The sequence below is a fragment of the Loigolactobacillus jiayinensis genome (assembly GCF_003946445.1).
GTDB lineage: Bacteria > Bacillota > Bacilli > Lactobacillales > Lactobacillaceae > Loigolactobacillus > Loigolactobacillus jiayinensis.
The window spans coordinates 1-25,455 of record NZ_RHOF01000051.1 but is presented as its reverse complement, the minus strand read 5'-3'; the positions used below and the strand labels follow the sequence as shown (position 1 = coordinate 25,455).

The following is a 25,455-nucleotide window of genomic DNA, read 5'->3' as shown; positions in this document are numbered from 1 at the left end:
GGCCGTAACGCTTGATATGACAGCGTCTTATGAGTTAAGCTATTTATGAGCTGGCAAAATAAGATTTTTAAAAACGTCTATTCGTAGGCGTTTTTATTTTGCCTAAAAGTCACAGCAGATCGGTGTTATAAACACGAATTCATCAGTTCACATCAGCAAAAATCTACTCATTTAACCAAGTAATTAGTTAGTTAAATGAATAGCGTAATTAGGCGAATGGATATTGCTTTTACACGGCTTCCGTGCTAAGCTTTATGTATTAAAATAATAAAGCGCTTACATTATTGATGCGTGATTTTGCGCATATTATTTTTATTCACGTTACAAATAATATTTTTTTGAAAGAAAATATTATTTAAAGAAAGAAGGCCTTAATCGTTAGCATGACCCATTTTTTAAACTAAATACAATTATTGTTAGTCGGACTAGTTCAAGTGCACTGAAACGGAGGATTTTTCATGAAAAAAGTGAAAAACACAAATAGTAGTGGCTTATCAGACGAAGAAATGCTTTATCAATTAGATGGTCGTCCACGCTTCTCAATTGCTTTTCCAATGGGGCTACAACACGTTCTAGCTATGTTTGCCGGTAATCTGGCACCCATGCTGATCATTGCCGCTATCGCCAAAGCAACACCTCAGGAAACTGTCATTATGATTCAAGCTGGCATGTTGATCTCTGGCTTAGCAACTTTCCTGCAATTATACCCGATAAAAATTGGTCGCTTCCAAATTGGTTCCGGATTACCTTTTGTTATGGGCACTAGTTTTGCCTTCGTCCCCACTGCTTCCGCTGCTGCCGCACTAGGTGGTATTCCCGCTGTACTTGGCGGCGCCTTAGTTGGTAGTTTAGCTGAAGGATTAATTGGCGTATTTTACAAATACTTAAAACGCCTTTTTACCCCATTAGTTATTGGTAGTGCTTTGATTGTTATTGGTTTAAATTTACTTAACGTCGGCCGCGATTATTTTGCTGGTGGCGCTGGTGCCAAGGATTATGGCTCTTGGCAAAATCTGACGATCGCCTTTTCCACCTTTATTATTGTGCTAGCGTTACAACGTTTTGGTAAGGGGATCGTTAAAACCGCAGCGTTGTTATTTGGCTTGGTTTTAGGTTATCTGATTGCCTTAGCGTTTGGTAAAGTTGATTTAAGTGCGATCGGCGCTTCTTCATGGGCGACCATTCCACGGCCGTTACCCTTTATGCCGACATTTAATCCCCAAACAATTATTAGCTTTGTCATCATCTACATCACCGTTTCAATGGAAACAATTGGTAATACTTCTGGGATCACTATTGCTGCTTTTGACCGCCAAGCAACAGAAAAAGAAACCTCAGGTGCTGTTTTAGCTGATGCTTTTGGCTGTGCTGTTGCTTCTCTTTTCGGTGCAATGCCGAACACAGCGTTTGGCCAAAACGTCGGCATCGTATCGATGACTAAAGTTGTCAACAAGTGGTGTATTACCCTAGGTGCAGGTGTTTTAGTTATCTGTGGTTTCTTACCTAAATTAGGGTATATCTTTGCCTCAATTCCACCTGCTGTTTTAGGTGGTGCTTTGATTTCTGTCTTTGCAATGATCACATTAAACGGTATTAAAATGTTGGCTCAAGCTGGATTCAGCGAACGAAACATTACTGTCTTGGGCATCACCTTTGCCTTGGGGATCGGTTTTGCTGGTCACGCTGATGCTATCGCCGGCATGCCAACTTGGTTGAAGTTTATTTTTGAAGATAGTATTGCCGCAACCACGATTGTCGGAATTATCGCCAATCTAATTTTCCCCGAACCGAAAAAAGCTAAAGCAACTGAACCAGAAGAAACAGTTGCCACTGATAAAAGTGCGCCAACAACTGTTACGCACGCAATGACACACTAATTACGGTCTAACAAAAAGGGTTCCCTAATCAAAATTTGATTAGGGAACCCTTTTTGTGGCACCATGATTAGCGTGAAATCACAACGACTAAAACCATTTCGTTATCAATACTTTCAGACGTGTTGATCGGCGTCAACTTAACATCAACTAACTCACGATCTTCTTCACTGATATCCAATAATACTTTGTTCAGTCGCTTTTCCAACTCTTGGGCATAAGTGGTAAAAACCTTACTTTGATAATGCATTTACTTGCGTGCTCCTTCTATTAATATTATGCTAAGCTAGTAATCTTAGTAATGGTACAGTAACATAAATCGTTCCAATAAAACTAAGGTTTGCTCAGTAAATTGTTGCTGTGCGGCAGCTAACTCTTCAGTGAAAAATTTTTCATGTACTTGGCGCCAATAAGCCAACGTCCGATCACCTTCGCCTTCAGCAAAGGCGTGATCAGCGCTTACGTCAACAAATGGTACAACATCAACGGCAGTAGTCCGAATAATGGCAACCGCCTGCTGATGCCCATTGAGAATGACGCTGTAAGCACCGATCTGTGGTAATGGCATATTAGTTAGCCCGTATAAGGCATAATTTGATGCGGTGGCAGTTTTTTTGCGCTTAATCACAAGATTAGCTAAGTCGTCGGCCATTTGCGGCGTTGCACCAAATGACCAGGCGTCGAAGCCACTTTTGACTTCTGGATGCTCGGTAGTAAAGGCATGCCACATTTTTATTGCTGATTCATTTTCCATATTGCTGCTTCCTCATTCCTAATCTAATTATAGGAAACTCTGGTGTCTTTGACAATCAATGATTTAACTTAATGAATATCTAACACAAGTGAGGTAACGAAATTGATGAAATTTGAACACTATCATCCCATGATGAGTGCTAACTACACTCTTGATTGGTTGACCCATACACCGCTAAAAACGGTCCACGATAATATTCCGACACAACGTTCAATGACAGAAATGGCTCAAGTTGTCAGCCAAGCCATGCAGCTGATCATGCATAATCAAGCCTTGATTTGGGGTATCGTTCAGCGTGCCGATCAACAATTCTGCGGTATCGCCAGCTTAACTGTTATCCCAGCTAAGCAACAAGCTGAACTGAAATTTATATATCACCCAGAGCGACTTACGACTGCTGCGCGCGCTGAAATCATTGATTATCTGGCAGCCTTTACCTTTGCTGAGCTAGATCTAAAACATTTTGCCGTTAGCTTAAGTGGTGATGATACGACGCTACGCCAAAAGCTATTGACACAACATTATTTATCAACTAAACAACCGCAAAAGCTAATAAAAAACAAGTAACTTCATAAAAGTCACCTGTCAGCGGTTACAGAAAAATGCGTAAATTACGCTTGTTGATCACAATTGTTTCAGCACTCGTCTGTTTATTATGCTTGCGCAATAAGTGTTTAACTAATTGTTGTAATTTACCATTGTCTGCTTTTAGTTTAGCAAGTACATCCGTATTGATTTTAAGTACCAATTTTTCCTTTGTGTTTGGCACTTCTATCATGACTTGCTTTGTATCGATATCAGCCAGGTCAAACTTAGCTTGTAGAAAATCTTGCCACGTCACAAAAAAGCCCCCTTTACTACATTATAGCCCATTTAACATAATAAAGGTTATGTTAACTTGATATTATTTAGGATTAAACAAATTTTTAACTGAACGGAGTCTCAATTATGTCAACGCAAGAAAAATTATTGACGCTATTATTAGCACATCCCACTGAATATCTCTCTGGTGAACAATTAGGCCAGGAACTAGGCATCTCACGAACAGCCATTTGGAAAGCTATTCAAGCTTTAAAAGCAGCTGGCTACCATCTGGACACCAAGGCCCATCAAGGCTATCGTTATCAGCCAACCGACTTACTGAGTGCCCCAGTTATTCGCCAAAATCTAGCTACCAATTTAACCGACCTGCCGTTAAATATTTATGAACAACTAGCTTCTACTAATCAAACCGCAAAAAAAGCGGCCGCTGAAAATGCGGTGACGCCGCAGGTTTTCATCGCCAATCAGCAAACCGCAGGGTACGGCCGCTATGGACGCACATTTGTATCACCAGAGCAGTCTGGTATTTACCTGTCACTATTACTACAACCAACGAAACCCTTAACCGACGTTGGTCTGCTGACGACAGCGGTGGCTACTGCCGTTTTTCGTGCAATTAAGGAAACAACTGGCATTAGCGTTGATATTAAATGGGTCAATGATCTATATTATCAAGGCAAAAAGATCTGTGGTATTTTATCAGAAGCTATTACTGACTTCGAAAGTCAGCAAATCAGTCATGTTGTTATCGGCATTGGGCTAAATTTTGCGACTGCAGCGACAATACCCGCTGAACTACAAACAAAGGTCGGCGCACTTTTTCAAAAACAACCATCGATTACGCGTAACCAACTGATCAGTGCGTTACTTAATCAATTTTTTAGTCTCTACCAAACCTACACGGACGGTACTTTTTTAACAGAATACCGGGCACATTCCTTATTGATCGACCGTACTGTGACCTTACAACAAGGTCAAGCAACGATTACTGGTAAGGTTAAAACAATCAATGACGCCGGTGAATTAGTCCTAACGACCAGCACTGGTCAGCAAACTTTTAGCTCTGGTGAAGTTACCAAAGTCCATTTCTAATGATCGTAAGTATCAAAGTGGCGCCCACTGCCAGTACCATGTTAAGCTGTGCTTATCAAGTAGTCACGACTAACGATCATGACTCATTTAAGGAGGCAGGCTTATGACCACAACAACTTTTACTGATCTAAAAACCTTACTCAATGAATTGGATCAAGGCCCATTCGTTTCACTGTATTTTCAAATGGCACCAGCGCGCCAAGCCGATAAAAATCGTTTGGCGATCAAACAACTATTTAAAAGTGCGGCTACGCAATTCAGCGACTGTTTTCCTGACTTAGCTTGGCAGCCATATGAACAACAATTAACGCCGCTATTAACTGATATCCCCTACTGGCAGGACAACCTACCAACTAGTTTTGGTATTATCACTAGTGCGGCACACACAACCTTGTTACGCTTAGATACCGCAGTCGAAAATCAAGTTTGTGTTAGTAGCTGGCCCAATTTATTACCACAAATTGCTGCGCAACAACTGGCCTTTAACTTTGACTTACTCTGCTTAAACCAAGATAGTTGTCAACTGTTTGCCGTCAACACTGGCGTTGCTGAAGCTATTAACTTACCTGCGGACGCACCAACTACCTTACAAAAAGCATTGGGAACCGAAGTTACTGGTGGTGATATGAGCTTCCACGCCCACGCTGGCGGGCATGGTGCCCATGTGAGTTATCACGGCCACAATACGGCCGATGCTGAACAAGAAATTGATCACCGCAACTATTATCAAGCCGTAGCTGATTATTTAAAGGATTTCACGGCTAAGCGACAGCGCGCGCTGATCCTTTTCGCCCTACCAGAAAATCAAAGTCTTTTCCGCCAATTAGTCAAGAATCCTTATTTAGCCGAAAATTTGACGATTGAGCGCTCACCATTAAATTTAAGTACTAATGATCTAGCTGAGGCACTTAAACCATTACAAACACAGTGGCAAGCGGAATTATTAGCCATTGTACGTGAACGCTATGACTTAGCGGCCAATCAAAAATTGATTGCCAGTGACCGCGAGGAGCTCCGTACAGCAGCCCTAGCCGGTCAAATTGACACGTTATTACTTGATCAAGACCAATTAGACACAACAACACCAGATTGGTTACTAGAGCTGTGTGACCAAGTCCTCCGCTATCAAGGCCGTGTCCGTATTTTTCCAGCGGCTGATTATCCAGCAACAGAAGCCGTTGTGGCCATCAAACGTTACCGCTAAATAACAACACTATATCAAAACGACAAGCTAAAATAGGCTTGTCGTTTTTTGATTGTAGCCTAATACAGAAAAATATTTTCTTATGGTACAGCGCAACTTATGCGCTTGGCCAATTGATTTTTAGTTTAACAAATTCTTAAGCCAAACGCTGATTGCCGCTTTAATTGCATTAATTTCAGCGGAAGTCTTTCAATTCTGTTACCATTGGCAACTTTTCGGCGCAAATAAAATTCAATCTGTTATAATACTTAGGAGTATTTAGATTTTTAAGGTGGGATGATGTTGAAAGACCATAGATCTAGAACCGATCAGCGGCAGAAAAAGCAATCTACTGGGCTTCTTTCGCGGTTGGGTCGGTTATTTGGCCGCATATGGCACTACATAAAACGGCATCTTAGTTTTCCAGATGTCACGCTCAAGGAAACAGCCACAACCAAAGAAGCAATTTTTTATTATCTCGATATTAGCATCAGTGTCATCCGTAGTTTATTGCTGCATCTACTTGCATTTGGCCTTGTTGCTGGTGCTTTGGGACTTGGATTAGGGCTCGGCTATTTTGCCTCATTGATCAGTCACGATAATATTCCAAATTACACGACGATGAAAAATGAGATCAATAGCAATTACGAAGCGTCCAATCTTTATTTTGCCAATGACGTGCGCCTGGGCTCAATGCGAACTAATTTGGTTAGTCAATCAGTCTCGATCAACCAGATTTCACCTAACTTGACCAAGGCAATCACATCAACGGAAGATCAATATTTTTATCAACATAAAGGTATCGTTCCTAAATCCGTTATTCGTGCGTTACTATCTAGCTTAACTGGTATTGGTGTCCAAACTGGTGGTTCAACATTGACACAACAGCTGGTCAAGATGCAAATTTTGAATTCAGAAACAACTTTTAAGCGTAAAGCAACGGAAATTTTGTTAGCTTTGCGGGTGGATAAGTATTTCTCCAAGTCTGAAATTCTGCAAGCTTATTTAAATGCCGCCACGTTTGGTCGCAATAATAAAGGTCAAAATGTGGCCGGTGTCGAGGCCGCTGCGGAAGGTTTATTCGGCGTACCAGCTAGTCAAGTTAATTTGGCACAAGCTGCTTTTATCGCGGGCCTACCGCAAAGTCCTTCTGTCTACACACCGTTTACCAATACTGGGAAACTAAAGAAGAATATTTCGTATGGCTTAGAGCGTAAAAATACAGTCTTGTTCCGCATGTATCGCGACAATAAAATCAGCTATAAGGCCTATCAAGCGGCCAAAAAATATGATTTGACCAAGGACTTCTTAGCGAAACAAAAGAATCCCCAGTCAAGCGTTAAATATGGTTACGTTTATAATCTTCTAACTCAACAAGCTGAAAGTATTATTAAAAAACAACTATACAAAGCGGATGGATTAACAGCAGCTAAAGTAAATAAAGATGGTGCCCTGTCAGAGCAATACGATGAACAGGCAGAACAATTATTGGCCAACCGTGGTTACCACATCTACAGTACGATCAATAAACCAATCTATAACGCTATGCAGCAAGTTGTTAAGCAGCAAGGTTCAACTTTAGGCCAAACCTACTATGATACAACCACTGATGCTAATGGTAACGTGGTCAAGGTTAAAGAGCCGGTACAAAATGGTAGCGTCTTGTTAAATAATCAAACTGGTGCCATTCTTGGCTTTATTGGTGGCCGTAGTTACTCTAGTAGTCAATTAAACCACGCCTTTGACACGATGCGCTCACCGGGTTCATCGATCAAACCATTAGCTGTCTATGCGCCTGCGCTTGAACGTAAAATTATTGGTTCGGAAACAAAATTGGCTGACTTCAAGGTTAACTTTAACGGCTATAAACCAACTGATTATGGTGAAACGATTCAAAATCGGTTTATTAATGCCCGTGATGCGTTGAAGTATTCCTATAATATTCCAGCAGTCAACCTCTACAACCAAGTCCGTAAGCAAGGCTCAGTTAAACCCTATATGGAAAAAATGGGGATCAATACATTAACCGCTAACGATTACAAGAACCTAGGCTTAGCCCTTGGTGGGACCGATTATGGTGTCACCGTAGCTGAATCAGCAAGTGCTTATTCAACTTTATCTAATGGCGGAACCCACACTGATTCTTATGTGATCAATAAAATTACTGATGCTAACGGCAAGGTTGTCTATCAACATAAGGCAAAATCAACGAAGGTCTTTTCAGCGGCAACTGCCTACATCACCTCTAATATGATGCATAGTGTCGTTACTTCAGGGACTGCCAGTCAAATTTCAAGTGCAACTACCTTTGATACGACTAATTTAGTCGGTAAAACGGGGACGTCTAATGATAACCGTGATAGTTGGTTTGTGGGTAGTACACCAGCGGTTACACTCGCAACTTGGACCGGCTATGATAATTATAATGGCTCATCTTATAACTTAACCGATTCTTCTAGTGAAATCACCAATCAATTCTGGTCCAATTTGGCTAACGCGATTTACAGTGCTGATAGCAAAGTAATGGGCACAACCAAATCACGGAAAAAACCGAGTGGTGTCACCACTGCTTCAGTTGTTAAGTCTACCGGCGAACTACCTGGGCGGCTAACCGTTAATGGTCAAAGCGTTCTTATCAGCGGTACTAAAAATACCTCTTATTATGCTGGTTGGAGCCCGTCCAAGACAAAAGAGAAGTTTGGTGTTGGCGGTAGTACTTCTAACTATTCTACTTTCTGGAAAAATTATCTTAATGGTAACAATGCCGACGGTGCCCTTTATGGCGGCGAAGTCATTCCTGATGAATATACTGAAGGTAATACAACGACCGGCATTGGCCAAAGTAGCACCGCAACAACAAATTAATGCAAAAAAAACCTCACTTTTAAAAAGTGAGGTTTTTTTATACTTATTTAGTTGTACCACGTTCAACAATGCCATAAGGTAAGAGAATTGTCTGATTATCGACTTCTTCCTTATTCATCATTTTAGTTAAAAGGCGCATTGCAACTGCCCCAATATCATATAAAGGCTGTGTGATTGAACTCATCTTTGGTCGTGCCATTTCGGTTAACTTAGAATCATTGCTGGTAATCAATTCAAAGTCATCAGGTACAACGACCCCGTCATCGCCAGCACCGTTAAGTAGGCCAATCGCCAATTCATCGTCACCAATAACTGCTGCGGTTGCACCAGCAGCCTTAACACGATCCCAAATTGCTTCACCAGCTTTATAACTATATTCGGTTTCAAAAACCAAATTTGGATCATAAGCAATTTTAGCTTGGGCCAAAGCCTTCTTGTACCCTTTCAAACGGTATTGACCATTGATTGGTTCGCTTAAACTACCAGTAACGAAAGCAATTTTTTCATTACCATGACGAACTAAGGTACTCGTTGCTTCATCGATTGCTTCTACGTAGTCGATATTAACGCTGGCTACTTGTTCATTTGGATCAACTGAACCGGCTAACACAATGGGTGTTTTCGAACGTGTAAATTCAGCTCGAATACTTTCGGTGATTTGATTACCCATAAAAATAACACCATCGACTTGTTTAGCTAGTAATGTGTTCAAAACCTGAATTTCCTTTTGGCCGTTTTCATCAGAATTAGCCAAAATAATATTATACTTGTACATCGTAGCTACATCATCAATTCCGCGGGCTAACGAAGAGAAATAAATATTCGTAACATCAGGGATGATCACACCAACTGTGGTCGTCTTTTTGCTAGCTAAACCACGCGCAACAGCGTTTGGCCGGTAGTCTAGGCGGTCAATCACTTCAAGTACCTTTTTACGTGTTGCTGGCTTAACGTTAGGGTTACCGTTCACAACACGTGAGACAGTGGCCATTGAAACGCTGGCTTCACGTGCTACATCATAAATTGTAATGGTTTGTTTATCCATTATTAATTCCTCGCTTTGTTTTCATTAATTTTCATGTAATTACCTTCTATAATTTAACAAAGTTTTCAAAAAAATGCAAGCGGTTTAAATGCTTTTTTCATAAAATTTGCATAAATGTTTTCATAATTCGCTTGTGAAAAAAATTCAATAAATACAGTGAACTAATTATGCTATACTGAAATAGAATTAAGAAAGGATGATTACTTAATGAATCATTTGCAGAATTTGCAAAACTGGTTAGCAGCTAATCATTACGATGTTGCTTATATCAGTAATCCAACTAATGTGGCCTACTTCTCTGGCTTTTTTGCTGATCCAGAAGAACGTGTACAAGCACTGTTAGTTTTCCCTGACCAAGATCCCTTCTTCTTTGGTCCCCAGCTTGAAGTTGAAGCTGTTAAAGCTAGCGGCTGGACTTACCCTGCTTACGGCTACCTTGATCATGAAAAGCCATTTGCCTTGATCGCCGAGCAAGTAAAACACCGCCAAGCACAACCAAAACGCTGGGCAATTGAAAAGGATGATCTACCTTTTGGCCGCTATGAAATCTTACAACAAGCCTTTCCTGAAGCTAGCTTCCCTGGTGATGCCAGCCGGTTTATTGAACAAGCTAAATTAATCAAAACGCCAGCTGAAATTGCGGAAATGGTCGCTGCTGGTAAAGAAGCTGACTACGCCTTTGAAGTTGGTTTTAAAGCCATTCAAGCTGGCCGAACTGAACAAGAAGTTGTCGCAGAGATTGAATACGCCTTAATGAAGCGTGGTGTCATGCAAATGAGTTTTGATACCATCGTTCAAGCTGGTGCTAATGCCGCTGATCCCCATGGTGACCCGAAAGCCACTAAAATTCAGCCAGATGAATTGGTGCTTTTTGACCTAGGTACTGTTCACAACGGCTATATGAGTGATGCGACACGGACGGTTGCCTTTGGTCAGCCAAGTGCTAAAGCTTTGGATATTCATAAAGTTTGTTTGGAGGCGCAATTAACTGCCCAAGCGGCGGCTAAACCTGGCTTGACTGCAGCGAAACTTGACCATATTGCCCGCAGCGTTATTGAAAAAGCTGGCTATGGTGACTACTTCATTCATCGTTTAGGCCACGGTATCGGTACTTCCACTCATGAGTTCCCATCCATTATGGAAGGCAATGATATGGAATTACAACCTGGTATGTGCTTCTCGATTGAACCAGGTATCTATATTCCTGGCGTTGCTGGTGTGCGGATTGAAGATTGTATCCACATCACCGCAACTGGCAACGAACCATTTACCCATACCCCCAAGGAACTACAATACATTAAGAACTAGTACTGACAGAAAAATAAGCGTTCACGACGAATTTATACTCGTCGTGAACGCTTATTTAGTTGCTTTTATTTTTCAGCTGAATCAGTATCAGCCGGCGCTTCACTAGTTGCAGCAGAGCTGGTGTCATCAGCGTCCTTAGCTTCTGCAAAAGCACTTTGACCTTCTAGATTAATATCTGCATAGTCAGCAGTATCATCCTTTAAATCAGCAGCTGAATCTTTCAAATCGGCTGCAGCTGATTTAACTTGATCACTGGCGCTAGTGGCTGTTTGGCCTAAATCATCAGCTGTATCACCAGCGATGTCAGTAAACTCATCGAGTCCTTCATCAGCAAAATCAGCGTAATCAGCCGCTTTATCGCGGAACTGATTTACTTTACGTGCCAAGTTATCCCGTAATTCGTCACTTGATTCTGGGGCTAACAATCGGGTTGCGGCAAACGCTGCTGCACCACCAAGTAAGAAACCAAATAGAAATTTGCCTTTTGCCATTATAAATCGCTCCCTTGTTGTGTATTTTCCGTATCTGTTGCTTTATGCTGCCGCCGCTTACGATAAAAGCGTAAAGCACTAGCACCAACACGAGTCAATGCTGAGGCCTTGGCTGTCGTTGCACCAGCATTACCAATTTTATCGACTAAATTATGGCTTGCCTCATTCAGGTCAGAAACGCTAGCCCCTAGATCCCCTGCTGCTTGGAAAACTGGATCTAAATTAGCCACCTTACCATTGACATCATCTAATAATACATTTGCTTTTGTCAATAACCCTTCGACTTCCTTAGATAGGGTATCTACATCGCCAGTGACGACGGTTACTGACCGTGTTGCCTCATTAACGGTCGTTTGAATTTCGGTCATGACCTTAGTTATCCGCCGTAATAAGAATACCAGCGCGATTACTAAAATTAAAAAAGCGATGGCAGCAATCAATCCAGCAATTTCACCACCAGTCATTGCATAGCCTCCTCTACTCCACATTTGTGGATAATTTTTAGCACAAAATCAGTGAGTCAGTCAAATTGATTTAATTCATTTTGACCACACTTACTATAACGACAAGTTTTTTATACTGACTTGCCAGCTACATCTGATGTTTTTAGGATAGCATCATTTAGCGCTTTCTTCAATGATTGTCCATGGAATTTGGCATCTTTACGTTTTTTTTGCTACACTAAGTGCAGATTATTAGAAATTAGGTGGAAATTTTGGCTGTTGGACAATTATTGACTGTCACTAGTTCAGTGACAAAACAAACGAACGTGTTGACTCGCTTTATTCAAAATATTCAATGGGAGAATATTTTAGGTAAAATTGTTGCTGTCACCATTGAACTATTATTATTAAGTATCCTATTTTGGATCATCAATCGAGTGACTCATTTAGTGTTAGAGCGCAGTTTTACTAATTACCGCGCTAAACGTAATCTCAGCGAAGGTCGTTCTCAAACAATTTATACCTTAATTCTTAACATCGTCAAATATTTGATTTTGTTTTTCTACCTTTACGCCATTTTAAGTATTTTAGGTGTACCTGTCGGAACGCTGATCGCCAGTGCCGGGATTTTAAGTGTCGCCATTGGCCTTGGTGCACAAAGCTTAGTCAAAGACTTTTTATCCGGTATTTTTATTCTGTTAGAGCAACAATTAGATGTTGGTGATCACATTAAGGTTGGCACTATTGAAGGGACCGTTATGGCCGTTGGCTTACGCACAACTCAAGTCAAAAGTTTTGATGGCACTTTAAACTTCATCCCTAATAGTAATATTAACATTGTCAGCAACTTATCCCGCAGTAATATGCGCGTCCAAATTGACGTCCGCTTGTTTCCAGAAACTGACTCCGAGCACGTGCAACAGGTATTAGCCGATGTTAATCAGGAATTGACACCAAAATATCCAGAAATTCAATCCGGACCTGATGTTTTCGGTTTGGTTGATCTTGGTAACGGTAATTTTGCCGTCCGTGTGATCCTGTACACTAAAAATGGCGCACAAGGCCGCATTCAAAGCGACTTTTTAGCTGCCTATATCAGTGCACTTAGCGACGCTGGTATCAAGCTGCCTTCCACGCCGTTATCAACAACCAATTAATCCAAATAATGATTTAACCCTTGTAGAAATAAAAGATTCAACTGCGCTAAATCTTTTAAGGCAACCATTAGCTTCACTGGATGCTGGTTTGGTATAGTGGTTAGTTCTAACAAACCAGTTGCTAATTGTGGTGTTGGCGGTGCTAAATAACCTTGTTTAAACTCAAATAGTTCAGGCGAAAATAGCGTCATCGCAGTGATACCATCCCAGTTGACAAACCCATCAATTTGCCACATTTGTTGAGTGACGTCCATCCAATTATTAATTGCTCGCGTTACCCATTGCTTACGCGCTTGATTACCGGAATGCAGCGCTAATTCTTGACGACTAAATACTGCTGTGGCCAAATATTGTCCGCTAGCGATAATAAGTGGCGCGCCGCTCATCATTACTTGCGCGACTGCTGTCGGGGCCACTGAAAAATTGAGTTCATCAACCCTATAGCCGTTGACCGTTAATGGTTTAAATAAACCACCCATGATCACTATTTGTTTAACTAAACTAAAAAACTCCGGATCAAGTTGTGCTGCCGCCGCTAAATTAGCTAAGCTACCTGTGGCTAAAATTGTGACTTCATGCGGATAACGTCGAACAGTCGCTGCCAAGAACTGGCTAGCGGCTGTTTTTTTATTGGCTTGCTCATGCTCACTTCCAGGGTATACATCAACGTTCAAGTCGAATAATTCCGTTAAAATCGTTGTTTGCTGCTGTGCTTGCGCGACTGTACCGTTACCAAAAGTGAGTGTTACCCCTAATAAATCAACTGTTGGCTGCTGATATAGATAAAGTAAGGTCAGCCCATCATCAATATCTTTATTGGGTAAACCAATCGTATTGTCGCAATCATAAATTAGTTTCATTTTTATTCTCCCATCAATGGTGCTAGCGTTGCCCAATCGGCCGCAAAATCAACATCTTGTAGTTTCGGTAATAAGGTTACTGCTTGCCCATTTTGAGCCAGTAATTGCTGGGTTGTCGCCAAAACTGAGGCACTACTCCACGAAATATCAGCCGCTAAAAACGGGCTTACATCTAATTGCCGTGCCCCGAATAAATAGTAACCACCATCTATAGTCGGTCCTAACACAGTTGGCGTTATGGTTAAGGCTTGGTCCGCCCGCCGAATAATAGTAGTCGACAATTCCGGGATATCACTGCCACTTAACAGAATATGTTGGTAACCCTGTTGCTGGCAAATTGCAATCGCCGTACTCATTTTTTCGCCTAACGTTCCCGTAATTTGTGGAAAAGTTTGTAACCAACTAGGTAAGTTTTGCAAAAATTGTTGCGTTACTGCCGCCGTTTGCCCTTGATATACCAAATAAGTATCCATTTGTGTCCGTAATTGGCCACATTGACCAATTAAATGCCGTAACATGGCGCGCTGAATTTTTGCTGCTGTCGTTGCTGATAACATTGGCGATAAGCGTGTTTTAACATAGCCCGGCTCCGGAATTTTAGTTAAAATAATGTACGCCGTTTTTTTCATAATGGCACCCCATATTTTGCCAACAGCGGTACCATAAAACTGGGTTGTAAAAATGCTTGGCATCGTTGATAAATTTCTGGATTCTTGATTGGCTTATCGGCATATGTTGCCACCAACATGCCACACCAAGATAGCGCCCGCAGTAATAGAAAAGGCATATAACGGTGTAAATTTTCTTGTAATTGTGGCGCCTGTTGCCCAGTCAATTGGGCGTAACGAGCAATGAAAGCAGTAACTTGTTCATCAGTTAAGCGCACCCCACCACTGCGCCATAAGGTAGTCGTTTCCGCTAAAAATTGGCTAAGGTCCTGCACGGCATTACTGATCACCGGTTTCTCCCAATCGATCAGCCAACCATAATCTGCCGTGATCAAAAAGTTATGCGAATTAACTTCCGTGTTCACAAGACAAGTTGGCTGCTGGGCGAAATAATCATCCTGATTGTGCTGCTGACACCATTTTTGTAATGCCAACAACAAATTGACCTGCGCTACTGCTACTCTACCCGTTGTTTGCACCGGCTGTAATAATCGTGACGCTTCATCGATTCGTGCTGTACATAATTTAATTTCTGTTTTCAAGTAATCATAAGCCTTGGGTGACACAGGTAGTTGATGAATTGCCGCAAAAATAGCTGCCGCTTCAGGTAGGTCAGTTTGATAAACCAACGGTCGGCCCGGCAAAAAGGCTTCCAGTAAAACATCGTGCTTAAAGTAAGTTTGTGAATCATCTAAATATAACGGCTTTGGTGTTCGCTGACTTGCTTTCAATAATGTTAACGCGTGATATTCATAACGGGCTTGTAAGGTCACCTCAATCTGCGACCCATAATTAAGGCGAAAAACAAATTTTTGTTGTTCTTGTGTGGTCACTAAAAAATTACGATTATATTCACCTTGCGCTAAAAAGGTCACTGTTTGAATCGGTGCCATTTTTAATTGTGTTTGCCGCGCGGGTTGATTTAAATAATCCTTTATTTTAGTTAAAATAGCAGATGTCATGACCGCTGCTCCTTTCGGTAATATAGGCGCCGCAACCAAGTCGGCGGACAACCCATCATATATAAAAGTTGAATGCATTGCATTTTAAATAATGTTCGGTACGGGCCAGCCATCTGATACTGCCGGGCACTGGTTTGAATAATAAGTGGTATCTGGTGAAACTGATAATGTTGGTGGGCCAACCGGCGACTGAAGGCAAAGTCTTCCATTAACGGCTGGTCGGGAAAACCACCGCTACGCTCATAGGCACTACGCGTCACAAAAAAAGCTTGATCGCCAAAAATAAGTTTACGCGTCCGTGCCCGCCAATTAGATTGGCGCGCTAACCGCTTAAAAAAATGAGTTGTCCTATCAAATTGTAAAGTAAAAAAGCCGACTTCCACACTAGTTTGCCGTAAATAAGTCAAGGGTGAGCCTTGTGGAAAAAAAGAATCACTATGTAGAAATAATAACTTATCAGTCTGCGCCTGACTAGCACCTAAGCGTAATTGTCGACCACGATTAGGCTGCGAACAATATAAATAGCCATAGTCATCTGGTAGCCATTCAGGTCGTTGACGTTTTTGACCATCAACAATCAGTACTGCAACCCCCACTAACGGCCAAGCCGCAAACTGCGTCACTAAATATTGCAACTTAACGTCATCATGATAAGTCGGGATAATAATCGTTAACCACATTTAAAACACCACCGGTATTGTTGTGAAATAGAATTGATAGGTTTGCTGTAATTGCACTGTCGCCACTGGTAAATTCAGTTTAATTTGCGTTGCTGCGCTCTGCACAGTCACTTGCTCATAAGCACCAGCCCAGGTTAGCGCCACTACCTGCCCTTTAAATGCAGGATAACTTGTTGGCTGCAATTGAAGCGCGCCAGAAAAAGGCAAATATAAAACCACCGTGCGCTGCTCATTTGGGCCGTTAAAATTGGCGCTTCCAGAATATAAGTCCGTGGTTAAGTGGCCAGCTTGCCACTGACCATTAATAAAATTAGCTTGGCCCAGAAAACGGGCCACCGCTAGATTAGCGGGCCGCTGCTCTAATTGTTGTGGTGTTGCTAACTGCATAATCTGCCCATTGATCAATATCGCCACTTGATTAGATAACAGGTAAGCTTCTGACTTGTAGTGCGTCACAAAAACAATAGTCAGCGCTAACTGCTGCTGTAACTGCTTAATAAAATCAAGCATTTCTAACCGTAAACTCTCATCAAGGCTGGAAAAAGGTTCATCCATCAATAATAGATCTGGCTTTAAAATCAATGCTCGCGCTAAGGCAACTCGCTGTTGTTGGCCACCAGAAAGCTCATCAGGATAGCGCTGTGCTAGATCAGAGATTCCCACAATCGCCATAATGGCGTCAGCCTGTTGCAGTCGGCTTGCTTTATTAACGTGCCGAACCTTTAAGCCAAAAGTGATATTACGCAACACTGTTAAGTGAGGAAATAGCCGGTAATCTTGAAACACCATGACCCCTTTAGGTCGCCGACCATCAGCGTCAATAATCGTTCCCCCAGTCGGCGTATCAATTTGGGCTAGTATATTTAACAAAGTCGTTTTACCACTACCAGAAGGGCCAAGTATAGCTAAAATTTTATGTTCTGGAATTTGTAGATTAATATCGTGTAAAATTACCTGACCACCTTTTTTTTGATTAATCGCGGTCAATTGATACATGTGCTTCTCGACTCCTTTCCTGCCATGCCAGCCAACTATCAATTAAAAATAATGGCACTAACGTTACCAACATAAAGACAATTGCATAGATAGCAGCTAATTGATACTTACCAGCTTGGGTAAAGGGAAACATACGCACTGATAAGGTTAGATAATTACCTTCGCCAATCAATAAAGTTGCCAAATACTGCGTCATTGACACAATATAGGTCATCATGACGGCACCTTGTAGCCCGTTCTTACTTAGCGGCACTGTAATCTGCCAAAAAGTTTGCCAGTGACTTGCGCCTAAGTTTTGACTAACAGCCGCATATTGTGGCCCCACTAATTTTAAATTATCACTTAACAATTTAATTGCATACGGTAAACAAAACAAACTATGTACGGCAATAATGCCGAAATAGCGACCATTTAAATTTAATTTGATTATCACAAAATCAATATTCGTCAATAACGCAATCCCAGGAATGATCAACGGTAAATAAATTAACAAATTTAACCATTTTTTACCTGGAAATTGGTAATAGGTTAGCGCCATAGCAGTGGGATAGGCAATCAGTAGCGTTAATCCTATTGTACCTACTGCCAGCGCCACACTGGCACCAAGTGAAGACAGTACCTCAGTACTAGTCAACAAGCTAAGCACAGTAGCCATTGAACTAAACTGCGTTGGCCATAATGCTGGGTAAGCCCAGCGTTGACTCAGTGCCAGTAACACGATCAACGCCAATGGTACTAAAACGATCAACGCCCAAATAACATAAATAAAACTGTTAATTATTTTTCTCATCGTAGGCCCCCCGTCCGTCCACCAGGTAGCCAACGACTAACTTGCAATAGTAAACCGGCGAACGCAATGGTAAATACGGATAGCAGTAAATTCAAACTCATTAACAAAGGAATCTGCGTTAAATCGTGTTGGACGTATAAATTATAAATATAAACTGGCAATAATTCTGCTTGCTGATTGCCCAGAAGATAAGGGACTTCATACGAACCAAACGTAAACGAAAAAATAATGATAAACGCATTGAATAATGCTGGTTGCACCAACGGTAACAGAATATGCCAGAATGTCTGCCACCGATTAGCACCTAAATTTAACGCCACTTTTTGATAGCGTAAATCAATTTGGCGCAATACGAGCGTTACCGTTACAATCACAAAAGGAACTTCTTTCCATAAATAAGTCAATAAAATACCAATCTGACCAGGATCGTTTACTAAAAGTGGAAACTGCGCTGACTGATCGATCAGCCCAAGCCGCTGTAACAAGCGTGGAATCAAACCAGTCTGACTAAGCAATTGTAACAAAGCTAAAACGACAAAAATATGCGGTAACATTACTGGTAGCTGGCTGAGCTTGAACATTAAGCGGGTCCAGCGATTGTGCTGCTGACTAAATAAAAAAGCCAGCCCCAGTCCAATGAGGCAGGCTAAAAAAGTGCTACTAAACGCCAACGTAAACGTCCGCATAAATGTCCGTAAAAAAGCCGTATCTTGCAGTGCAGCCGTATAGTAAGTCAAACTTAAACGATGTAACCCAATCAGCGGATAATACCCTAAACTAGTCCATAGTGACTTTAAAATCGCACTAAAGAAGAATAACGCCATAAATAGACTAAAGGGTAAAAGTAACAGCACTAATCTTGGTTTAGTTCGCATTTAAAACATGTTCCTTCCACAATTGTTCAATGATTGGAATCTTTTTACCTGCTACTTCAGGTAACCGTTTATCCGCTAATGTCGTCGCAGGAACAGTATTATTGGTTTGCGCTGAAGTAGCTAACTTATTTGTAATTTCAGTTGGCATTTTAGTTGCTGAATAAGGTGGGATCACCGCACCATATTTTAATTCTAGCCGTTCTTCTTGTGCCTTTTCACTAAGCATAGTATTGATCAAGACCACTGCGGCCGCTTTATCCGGCGCTGTTTTTGGGATAGCTAAGTAATTATAGTTCCCAATTGTGCCCTTATCGAAGACAAACGTTACCGCATCATCAGTAAATTGACCGGTATCTTTTTGCGTAGCCGCGTACATCTGATTATAAGAAAAATCTAAAGCAACTTGGTGATCCGCAAACATTTTATCGAGTTGTGCGGTCGTCTTAGGATAAGTTTTACCTTGTTGCCATAAGTACGGTTTTAATTCATTCAAATAATCTAAACCAGGTTTGATAGCCTTATACAAGCCTGCCTTGGTCGCCGGTGCGTTGTTAACTGCGGCAAAACCAACTTTTTCATAAATAATATTACGAACAAAGGCGCTACCTGTAAAATCTGGTGGTGCAACGTAAGTTAACTTACCCGGATTCTTTTTAGCCCAATCTAATAACTTAGTCGCACTAGTTGGATAGTCACCGGCAAACATTTGCTTGCTACCGATCATAACCATTTGTGCATTACCGTAAGGCACTTCTAGTTTATCAATTGCCGTATCCATATCTCGCTTAACGTCAGGATCACTGGCATTAATATAACGTTTAAAATTAGGTAACAACTGTCCATCTAGCGGACCTGCCAATAAGTCTAATTTCTTAGCATTGTAAAAATTCTCACCATTGATCCAAACCACATCAATATGGCCTTTTTTCGTACCAGCTTCTTTTTCAGTGGTTAATTTACTAAGAATATCTTCAATATCCATTGGTACCCGCTTCAAAGTGATTCCCTTTTCCTTCATCATTGGTTTGACAACTTGATCTAACCACCGATTTTGGGTATCGGAACCACCAAAGCCATAATAAGTAACTGTCTGTCCCTTAGCTGCCTTTAATGCACTCTGATATGTTGGCGGCAATTTAGTCGACTGCTGGCTATTATTAGCACTACAGCCACCTAAAAACAACAACGGGACTACCCATAAAACTTTGACTAACTTTCTGAAATACATGTACAGTGAACCCCCACTAAATCATTTTTTTACGGCGTGCAATCTGCTTTGGGATGTACGCTAGTAAGAATAATAAAATACCCAAAATTGTAAACTTGATTGATAATGCCCAAGTAATGCCCTGCGTTAAAATATCCGACGCCAAATAAGCATAGATAAAACAGGCTGGCAACATCGTGATCCCCGAAATCAACGAGAATTGCCAAAACCTCATTGGCGTTAGTGCATAAGCATAACTTTGTAATGCATATGGAAAAATCGGTACTAAGCGTGTCAAAATCAAAAAGGCAAGCCCATTGTCAGCCACCCCTTGGGTCACCTTTTTAAAAACTGGTTGTGCGCCATACTTATTAATAATAGCATCTTTTAATAATGTACGCCCTAACAAAAACGATAAACTAGCCCCAATCGTGCTACCGATCACAGTTAAGCAACCACCTAAAAAACCACCAAAGGCCACACCAGCAATTACAGCTAATAAACTCCCTGGCAACATAAAGACTGCAGTCGCAATACAAAGTAACACAAAAACAGCATAACCGATTAATCCTTGCTGCTGGAACCACGCCTGCATGGCTGGCACATTTTGCATTTGTGTACTCAGTCCGGTAAAACGAAAAATAAGTACACCACCGATTAACAGACACACAAACAGAATGACCTTTTTCATTGGCTCATAGCCACCCTTCAGACATGCTCGAGTACTTTCTTAGTTCGATAGCGATTCTTCCAAGATATAAAGGTAGAATTCAAGACATTTTCCGGACAGTGGTCACCTTGCATGACTACCGGTCCCCAAATTAAATCTAACAGATGCCATGACTGACCACCACCATTCATCATTGCTGAACGACAGGAGGCACAATAAGTCACAATATTCTTTGTTGGCAACGTCTCAACGCGATGAACCATTGCATCATGCGCTAATTTTGGATTGGCTACACCGCACATACCACCCATACCACAACACAATGTATTCTTACCTGATAACTTAGCTAATTTCACTTGATAGCCGAGTTCACGCAATAGCTGAATGACCGCCTGATGAATATCAGTTTCATTACGTGTTGGACAGGAATCTTGAATTGTGAAAACCATGTCACTATCCTTGGCCTTACCGATTGCAGCAGCTGGTAAACCAACCTTAGCTAATACAGGCCATAAAGAAACACTTTTAACCCGCTCACTTTGGCGTAACATGCTTAAGCAGCCTTGACAGGCCACAATAATTTCATCAACTTGGCAATCATCAATTGAATCCAATAATTTATTGTACTGTTTTTCAAATTTCTGCTGTTCGCCAATGTAATATAGTGGCTTGCCGCAACACTGCTGAATAATTGATAGTTCCGGATAAAATTGTTTGAGATAACTAACCGTTTTGCCCACATACTCAGGACAATACGCACTTAACGAACAACCAGCCATAAATCCATGTCGCATCTTAATCGCCCTTTCGTGTATAAGTAAATAGTTTAAAATTTGAGAATATTTGATTGAACCGCACACCATTCAACTGTTTCAGTGGTAACCGCCCATGATTTTGTGTGATCAAATCTTGCCGAATTGCTAAAAAAGCAGCTGCTAAATCAAGTTTATGCGGACAAACTAAAGTACAGTGTTGACATAACTGACAGCTATAAGCTATTTTAGGATCCATTTTACCAGTGGTCACAAAGTCACCGAATAATTGATCTGGTGTTTGTCCTTGTTGGCTTAAAAAAACGCAATCACGTTGACAGCGACGACAAGCTGAGCATGTTTCACTAATGTACTGTGCCTTAGCTAAAGTTGCCGCACTATATTTGATCATTTTAAACACCTACTTGTCGTTTAGCCTGCCGTTTCAGCATAATTTTGCGAACTAATAAGGAGACAACAACTAATAAAATAACCCCGATCAGTGCCATAAACAGCATTAACTTACTCCCACCTAAACTACCACCAACAAATGAATAAACAATAGTGGCCGGCAATTGACCGATCCCAGTAGCAATTAAAAATTTACCGGTCCGAATATCAGTGAAACCAGCACCGTAACTGACTTCATCAAAAGAAACAAAAGGTAATAAGCGCAACACTACAATTGTATAATCACCATATTCAGCAAAGAAGTTATCCATTTTAGCCAACGCTTTTTTAGTAACTAACTTTTCTGCAAATGGCCGGCCGATTCCTCTAGCAATATAGAAGCAAAGCAAAGCGCCTAACATTGCACTAGACCAAGATAAAATCGCACCCCAGAACCAACCGTAAAGATAGGCGTTGGCAAAGGTCAATACGAAAGCTGGTAAAGGCGCCAATAACGATTGGAATATCATCAATAACGTTGAAATCAGCGGCCCCCAAATACCAAAACTATTGATATAATCTCGTAAAGCAGTGATGTCCAAATGAACCAATAAGCTACTCATAGTATTAATAAACCGCTGATAGCCTGGAATAAAATAATAACTAACCACTAGCGCAACTAAGAAAATGATCGTCACTACAAGTCCGATTTTACTTTGTAACGTTGCTTGCTTGAAATTATCAGCTGATTGTAACTTAGGGACTGGATGACGTCGACTATCAATAGCTAGAACAAGCAGCCAAAGCGCCATAATAGCTAAAACGAAGTAAGCCGTAGTATTTAAAGCCCAGCTAGCATTGAACACCTCGCGAATTGTTGCCCCAATCACCACCAATAACGGTTGCCAATGATAAATCAGCAGCAAAATAACGCTGAGCACTGCTGTTACTGTGAGTGTTTCTGGAAAACGAAAGATTGCCCAATTCTGCTGCAATCGACGCCCATAAAATAAGTAACATAAATAAACGATCACTACTACCACTGGAATCAGCCAGCCTAGTGCAATCCGCATTTGTAGCCACGTTGATTGCCAAGCCAGCAACGCACAAAATAGCCCCCAAATAACGCCATTATAGATTACCCGTAATCTTGTCATTTTGTGTTCCTACTTTCTAAAACCCTGTAATTACCAAAATTTGTTTTATCGTATGCCACTTAATTAACTAAAAAGTGACCCAACACTACTAAAAATAGTTTTGTGCCACCTTGTCAGCTGCTTATATCAAATTATTTAACTTTAAAGACAACGACCATGTTACTGCCATCCTTAGGTAAGACATTATCTTTACCAGTGAAATGTTCACCATATTGGAAACCGTATTTTGCACCAGAAGCAATCCCAACTGGACAGCTATCGAAGCACAACACACAACCAGTTTTCATTTCATTATTCATGGCCATGTTACCGCCAAAGCGAAAATCAAGATTACTGACATCTTTTTTATTAACTTGAACTGCTTTTTCTGCCTTGACCCGTTTACCATTGATCACAAAGTAAACACCTAACTTGCTCCCCTTGACCTTAGTACCTGCGGCTGACTTCTTGGTTAAGTTGTTACCAGCTTTAGCACCAACTTTTTTCAAAGCATCATTGAAGGCCTTAGGTGTTGCATCAGTTTTCAGCAATGACTTATCCCCGTTAGAACCATCAACATTGACAATTACATGCCGCGTTGCTTGTGTGAAGTATGTACCATTAACCTGTGTCAGAATGGCAATTTCCTTAGTTGACTTATTATATTTTAATGGTTTTTCCGTAGTTAAACCTTTAGTTATATTTTTTGCCGCCTGTGTTGGCGTTGCCCCCAGTACAACGATCCCCGTAATCATCAATACCATTGCAATAAGACTACCCAAAACTCGATGTTGCTTCATCATGATTCACTCCTAGTAAAAATATATTCTAAAAAATAATTATTGAAACAAATTGTTTTTTAGTTATCTTTATTATACCAGAATTTGCGTTTAAAAATAACGCTTACAAAAAATATTGTTAAAAATAATTAAATTAAAATCCACCTAATCCAGTAGCTAGGAATAATTTTCTTTGTCAAATGGTCGTACTAGCCATACAATAGTAGATAGAAAGAAATAGATAAGGAGCAATTGATCATGAATAAGTTCATACAACCTAAATTGCAACTAGCTGACGGTTGGACAATCCCGCAATTAGGCTTTGGTGTTTATAAACTAACAGAGCAGCAAACAATGAGCACTGCAATTGCTACCGCCTATCAAGCTGGCTATCGCTTATTCGATACAGCTCAATCTTATCAAAATGAGCTTACCTTGGGGCGTGCGTTTAAACAACTTGAGTTACCACGGAAAAAGCTATTTATCACCACTAAAGTCGCAGAAACCAATCAAGGATACACCAACACACTACGCTCGGTAGAATTATCACTCAAACAATTACAAATTGATTATTTAGACTTATTATTGATCCACTGGCCGATCCACTCGCAGTTTTTTGAAACTTGGCGCGCACTTGAACGCTTAAAAGCTGAAAAAATCGTTCGCAGTATTGGCGTATCTAATTATCATCAAACACACCTTGATTATTTAGCCACCCGCGCTAACGAGCAACCCGTTGTTAATCAATTTGAAAATCACCCTTATTTATCACAAGAACCATTATTGGCTTATGATCGAGAACATCATATTATAACGCAAGCTTGGAGCCCCTTAGGCCGAGGCATTGTTCTACACGACTCGACTTTGGCTAAGATTGCTGCTAAATATCAGCGTTCACCTGCGCAAATCATTTTACGTTGGCATTTACAACGAGGTCTAGCTGTTATTCCAAAATCACAGAATCCCCAACGTATCACTGAAAATGCGGCCATTTTTGATTTCAAATTAGATGCTGATGATATGACAACTATTGCACGTTTAAACCGGCAGCAACGCACCGGTGATGACCCCGAAATTGTTTATGAAATTGAGCATCAATATGATTAGCGCGCCGCATTTAATTCGAGACAAGGAGATCTTCAAATATGCCTGCTGTTAACCCTGACTATGCTTTCCCAATAAAAATCACTAAAAATACTGATCGTTTTCAAATTAAGTTTTTAACTATCCCACAACTAACAGCTTCTGGCGAAATCTATGCTGAAGCAGAATACTATGCTTACCGCGTATTAGCTGATTATTTGTTGCCATTAAAAAACCAGCCAGAAAAGATTCAGGCGCTAACAGGTTCGACACCAACCACTCCTGTTGATGGTTTATCTTTTCTTAGTGTCATTTTAGTGCCATATAATTTGGATCCACACAAAATGCAAGCACAATTTGTAATTCCACGTGATTCACCGGAACACGCACACAGCGAAATCAATAAAATAACCAAATTGATCGATGAAGCAGCAAAATAAAATAGGAACCGAAACATAAAATCAACTTATGTTTCGATTCCTATTTTATTTTCTTCAATATCTGCGACGTCTATTAAAGCCGAGTTTACAATTGAAGTGCAACACCCAATGAACTAGACCAACTATAGACAAA

28 protein-coding genes are annotated in these 25,455 nt (G+C 40.9%); 9 read left to right on the top strand and 19 right to left on the bottom strand.

Annotation, left to right across the window (positions count from 1 at the left end):
- The first annotated feature begins 458 nt into the window (after nt 1-458).
- On the top strand, nt 459-1,877 hold the full coding sequence (locus tag EKM80_RS11720; protein WP_125553426.1) for a uracil-xanthine permease family protein: 1,419 nt from the start codon (nt 459-461) through the stop codon (nt 1,875-1,877).
- A 67-nt stretch (nt 1,878-1,944) separates the two neighbouring features.
- Here EKM80_RS11720 and EKM80_RS11715 read toward each other — a convergent pair whose 3' ends face one another.
- A complete protein-coding gene (locus tag EKM80_RS11715; RefSeq protein ID WP_125553424.1) occupies nt 1,945-2,124 on the bottom strand; it encodes a hypothetical protein in 180 nt (59 codons plus the stop codon).
- Nucleotides 2,125-2,169: 45 nt separating this feature from the next.
- Nucleotides 2,170-2,628, bottom strand: coding sequence for an ASCH domain-containing protein (locus tag EKM80_RS11710; RefSeq protein ID WP_125553421.1), 459 nt, complete (start codon nt 2,626-2,628; stop codon nt 2,170-2,172).
- A gap of 105 nt (nt 2,629-2,733) precedes the next feature.
- Between EKM80_RS11710 and EKM80_RS11705 the strand changes: the two genes are divergently transcribed.
- Nucleotides 2,734-3,195 carry an alanine acetyltransferase gene (locus tag EKM80_RS11705; protein ID WP_225418872.1) on the top strand — a complete coding sequence of 154 codons (462 nt, stop codon included), beginning with the start codon at nt 2,734-2,736 and terminating at the stop codon, nt 3,193-3,195.
- 25 nt (nt 3,196-3,220) lie between these two features.
- On the opposite strand, the gene EKM80_RS11700 is transcribed toward EKM80_RS11705, so the two are convergent.
- Nucleotides 3,221-3,469 carry a hypothetical protein gene (locus EKM80_RS11700; protein WP_125553417.1) on the bottom strand — a complete coding sequence of 83 codons (249 nt, stop codon included), beginning with the start codon at nt 3,467-3,469 and terminating at the stop codon, nt 3,221-3,223.
- A 107-nt stretch (nt 3,470-3,576) separates the two neighbouring features.
- Here EKM80_RS11700 and EKM80_RS11695 point away from each other — a divergent pair, with 107 nt between their 5' ends.
- The 3 genes from EKM80_RS11695 to EKM80_RS11685 all read left to right on the top strand — a co-directional run bounded on the left by EKM80_RS11695 (nt 3,577) and on the right by EKM80_RS11685 (nt 8,590).
- A complete protein-coding gene (locus tag EKM80_RS11695; RefSeq protein ID WP_125553415.1) occupies nt 3,577-4,542 on the top strand; it encodes a biotin--[acetyl-CoA-carboxylase] ligase in 966 nt (321 codons plus the stop codon).
- A 103-nt stretch (nt 4,543-4,645) separates the two neighbouring features.
- The gene (locus tag EKM80_RS11690) at nt 4,646-5,746 is read left to right on the top strand and encodes a baeRF6 domain-containing protein (RefSeq protein WP_125553414.1); all 1,101 of its coding nucleotides are present in this window, start codon (nt 4,646-4,648) and stop codon (nt 5,744-5,746) included.
- A 279-nt stretch (nt 5,747-6,025) separates the two neighbouring features.
- A complete protein-coding gene (locus tag EKM80_RS11685; RefSeq protein WP_125553430.1) occupies nt 6,026-8,590 on the top strand; it encodes a transglycosylase domain-containing protein in 2,565 nt (854 codons plus the stop codon).
- Between the two features lie 43 nt (nt 8,591-8,633).
- Here the strand turns inward: EKM80_RS11685 and ccpA are convergent, their stop codons facing one another.
- A complete protein-coding gene (ccpA, locus tag EKM80_RS11680) occupies nt 8,634-9,635 on the bottom strand; it encodes a catabolite control protein A (RefSeq protein WP_125553408.1) in 1,002 nt (333 codons plus the stop codon).
- Between the two features lie 207 nt (nt 9,636-9,842).
- Between ccpA and EKM80_RS11675 the strand changes: the two genes are divergently transcribed.
- Nucleotides 9,843-10,943 (top strand): M24 family metallopeptidase, encoded by a 1,101-nt coding sequence (locus EKM80_RS11675; RefSeq protein ID WP_125553406.1) that lies wholly within the window; start codon nt 9,843-9,845, stop codon nt 10,941-10,943.
- A 65-nt stretch (nt 10,944-11,008) separates the two neighbouring features.
- Here the strand turns inward: EKM80_RS11675 and EKM80_RS11670 are convergent, their stop codons facing one another.
- Both EKM80_RS11670 and EKM80_RS11665 read right to left on the bottom strand, forming a co-directional pair.
- The gene (locus EKM80_RS11670) at nt 11,009-11,434 is read right to left on the bottom strand and encodes a YtxH domain-containing protein (RefSeq protein ID WP_125553404.1); all 426 of its coding nucleotides are present in this window, start codon (nt 11,432-11,434) and stop codon (nt 11,009-11,011) included.
- Complete coding sequence (locus EKM80_RS11665; protein WP_125553402.1) at nt 11,434-11,898, bottom strand: DUF948 domain-containing protein; 465 nt, start codon at nt 11,896-11,898, stop codon at nt 11,434-11,436. Before EKM80_RS11665 ends, EKM80_RS11670 begins: the two co-directional genes overlap by 1 nt.
- A 251-nt stretch (nt 11,899-12,149) precedes the next feature.
- Between EKM80_RS11665 and EKM80_RS11660 the strand changes: the two genes are divergently transcribed.
- Nucleotides 12,150-13,034: a mechanosensitive ion channel family protein gene (locus EKM80_RS11660; RefSeq protein WP_125553400.1), complete on the top strand. Its 885-nt coding sequence runs from the start codon at nt 12,150-12,152 to the stop codon at nt 13,032-13,034.
- Here EKM80_RS11660 and EKM80_RS11655 read toward each other — a convergent pair.
- The 13 genes from EKM80_RS11655 to EKM80_RS11595 all read right to left on the bottom strand — a co-directional run bounded on the left by EKM80_RS11655 (nt 13,031) and on the right by EKM80_RS11595 (nt 23,823).
- Nucleotides 13,031-13,894 (bottom strand): nucleoside hydrolase, encoded by an 864-nt coding sequence (locus tag EKM80_RS11655; RefSeq protein ID WP_125553398.1) that lies wholly within the window; start codon nt 13,892-13,894, stop codon nt 13,031-13,033. The two genes, EKM80_RS11660 and EKM80_RS11655, sit on opposite strands and share 4 nt — an antisense overlap.
- Nucleotides 13,895-13,896: 2 nt before the next feature.
- Nucleotides 13,897-14,523 carry a TIGR04282 family arsenosugar biosynthesis glycosyltransferase gene (locus EKM80_RS11650; protein ID WP_164509556.1) on the bottom strand — a complete coding sequence of 209 codons (627 nt, stop codon included), beginning with the start codon at nt 14,521-14,523 and terminating at the stop codon, nt 13,897-13,899.
- The gene (locus tag EKM80_RS11645; RefSeq protein WP_125553393.1) at nt 14,520-15,524 is read right to left on the bottom strand and encodes a phosphotransferase family protein; all 1,005 of its coding nucleotides are present in this window, start codon (nt 15,522-15,524) and stop codon (nt 14,520-14,522) included. Before EKM80_RS11645 ends, EKM80_RS11650 begins: the two co-directional genes overlap by 4 nt.
- Nucleotides 15,521-16,204 carry a TIGR04283 family arsenosugar biosynthesis glycosyltransferase gene (locus EKM80_RS11640; RefSeq protein WP_125553391.1) on the bottom strand — a complete coding sequence of 228 codons (684 nt, stop codon included), beginning with the start codon at nt 16,202-16,204 and terminating at the stop codon, nt 15,521-15,523. Before EKM80_RS11640 ends, EKM80_RS11645 begins: the two co-directional genes overlap by 4 nt.
- Complete coding sequence (locus EKM80_RS11635) at nt 16,205-17,200, bottom strand: ABC transporter ATP-binding protein (RefSeq protein ID WP_125553389.1); 996 nt, start codon at nt 17,198-17,200, stop codon at nt 16,205-16,207.
- Nucleotides 17,178-17,990 (bottom strand): ABC transporter permease, encoded by an 813-nt coding sequence (locus tag EKM80_RS11630; protein ID WP_125553387.1) that lies wholly within the window; start codon nt 17,988-17,990, stop codon nt 17,178-17,180. The genes EKM80_RS11635 and EKM80_RS11630 overlap by 23 nt, the downstream gene beginning before the upstream one ends.
- Nucleotides 17,987-18,865: an ABC transporter permease gene (locus tag EKM80_RS11625; protein WP_125553385.1), complete on the bottom strand. Its 879-nt coding sequence runs from the start codon at nt 18,863-18,865 to the stop codon at nt 17,987-17,989. The genes EKM80_RS11630 and EKM80_RS11625 overlap by 4 nt, the downstream gene beginning before the upstream one ends.
- Nucleotides 18,855-20,093: an ABC transporter substrate-binding protein gene (locus EKM80_RS11620; RefSeq protein WP_125553382.1), complete on the bottom strand. Its 1,239-nt coding sequence runs from the start codon at nt 20,091-20,093 to the stop codon at nt 18,855-18,857. The genes EKM80_RS11625 and EKM80_RS11620 overlap by 11 nt, the downstream gene beginning before the upstream one ends.
- A 16-nt stretch (nt 20,094-20,109) precedes the next feature.
- Nucleotides 20,110-20,763, bottom strand: coding sequence for a TVP38/TMEM64 family protein (locus tag EKM80_RS11615; RefSeq protein ID WP_125553380.1), 654 nt, complete (start codon nt 20,761-20,763; stop codon nt 20,110-20,112).
- A gap of 17 nt (nt 20,764-20,780) precedes the next feature.
- Nucleotides 20,781-21,536 (bottom strand): (Fe-S)-binding protein, encoded by a 756-nt coding sequence (locus tag EKM80_RS11610; protein WP_125553378.1) that lies wholly within the window; start codon nt 21,534-21,536, stop codon nt 20,781-20,783.
- A gap of 1 nt (nt 21,537) precedes the next feature.
- Nucleotides 21,538-21,906, bottom strand: a complete 369-nt coding sequence (locus EKM80_RS11605; RefSeq protein WP_125553376.1) for a 4Fe-4S dicluster domain-containing protein — start codon at nt 21,904-21,906, stop codon at nt 21,538-21,540.
- Nucleotide 21,907: 1 nt separating this feature from the next.
- Nucleotides 21,908-23,041: a TVP38/TMEM64 family protein gene (locus tag EKM80_RS11600; RefSeq protein ID WP_225418871.1), complete on the bottom strand. Its 1,134-nt coding sequence runs from the start codon at nt 23,039-23,041 to the stop codon at nt 21,908-21,910.
- A 131-nt stretch (nt 23,042-23,172) separates the two neighbouring features.
- Nucleotides 23,173-23,823, bottom strand: coding sequence for a YdjY domain-containing protein (locus EKM80_RS11595; protein WP_125553374.1), 651 nt, complete (start codon nt 23,821-23,823; stop codon nt 23,173-23,175).
- A 234-nt stretch (nt 23,824-24,057) separates the two neighbouring features.
- On the opposite strand from EKM80_RS11595, the gene EKM80_RS11590 reads away from it, so the two are divergent.
- Together EKM80_RS11590 and EKM80_RS11585 are read left to right on the top strand one after the other, a co-directional pair.
- Nucleotides 24,058-24,906 (top strand): aldo/keto reductase, encoded by an 849-nt coding sequence (locus tag EKM80_RS11590; RefSeq protein WP_125553372.1) that lies wholly within the window; start codon nt 24,058-24,060, stop codon nt 24,904-24,906.
- A gap of 38 nt (nt 24,907-24,944) precedes the next feature.
- Nucleotides 24,945-25,322, top strand: coding sequence for a hypothetical protein (locus EKM80_RS11585; protein WP_125553370.1), 378 nt, complete (start codon nt 24,945-24,947; stop codon nt 25,320-25,322).
- The last annotated feature ends 133 nt before the right edge of the window (nt 25,323-25,455 follow it).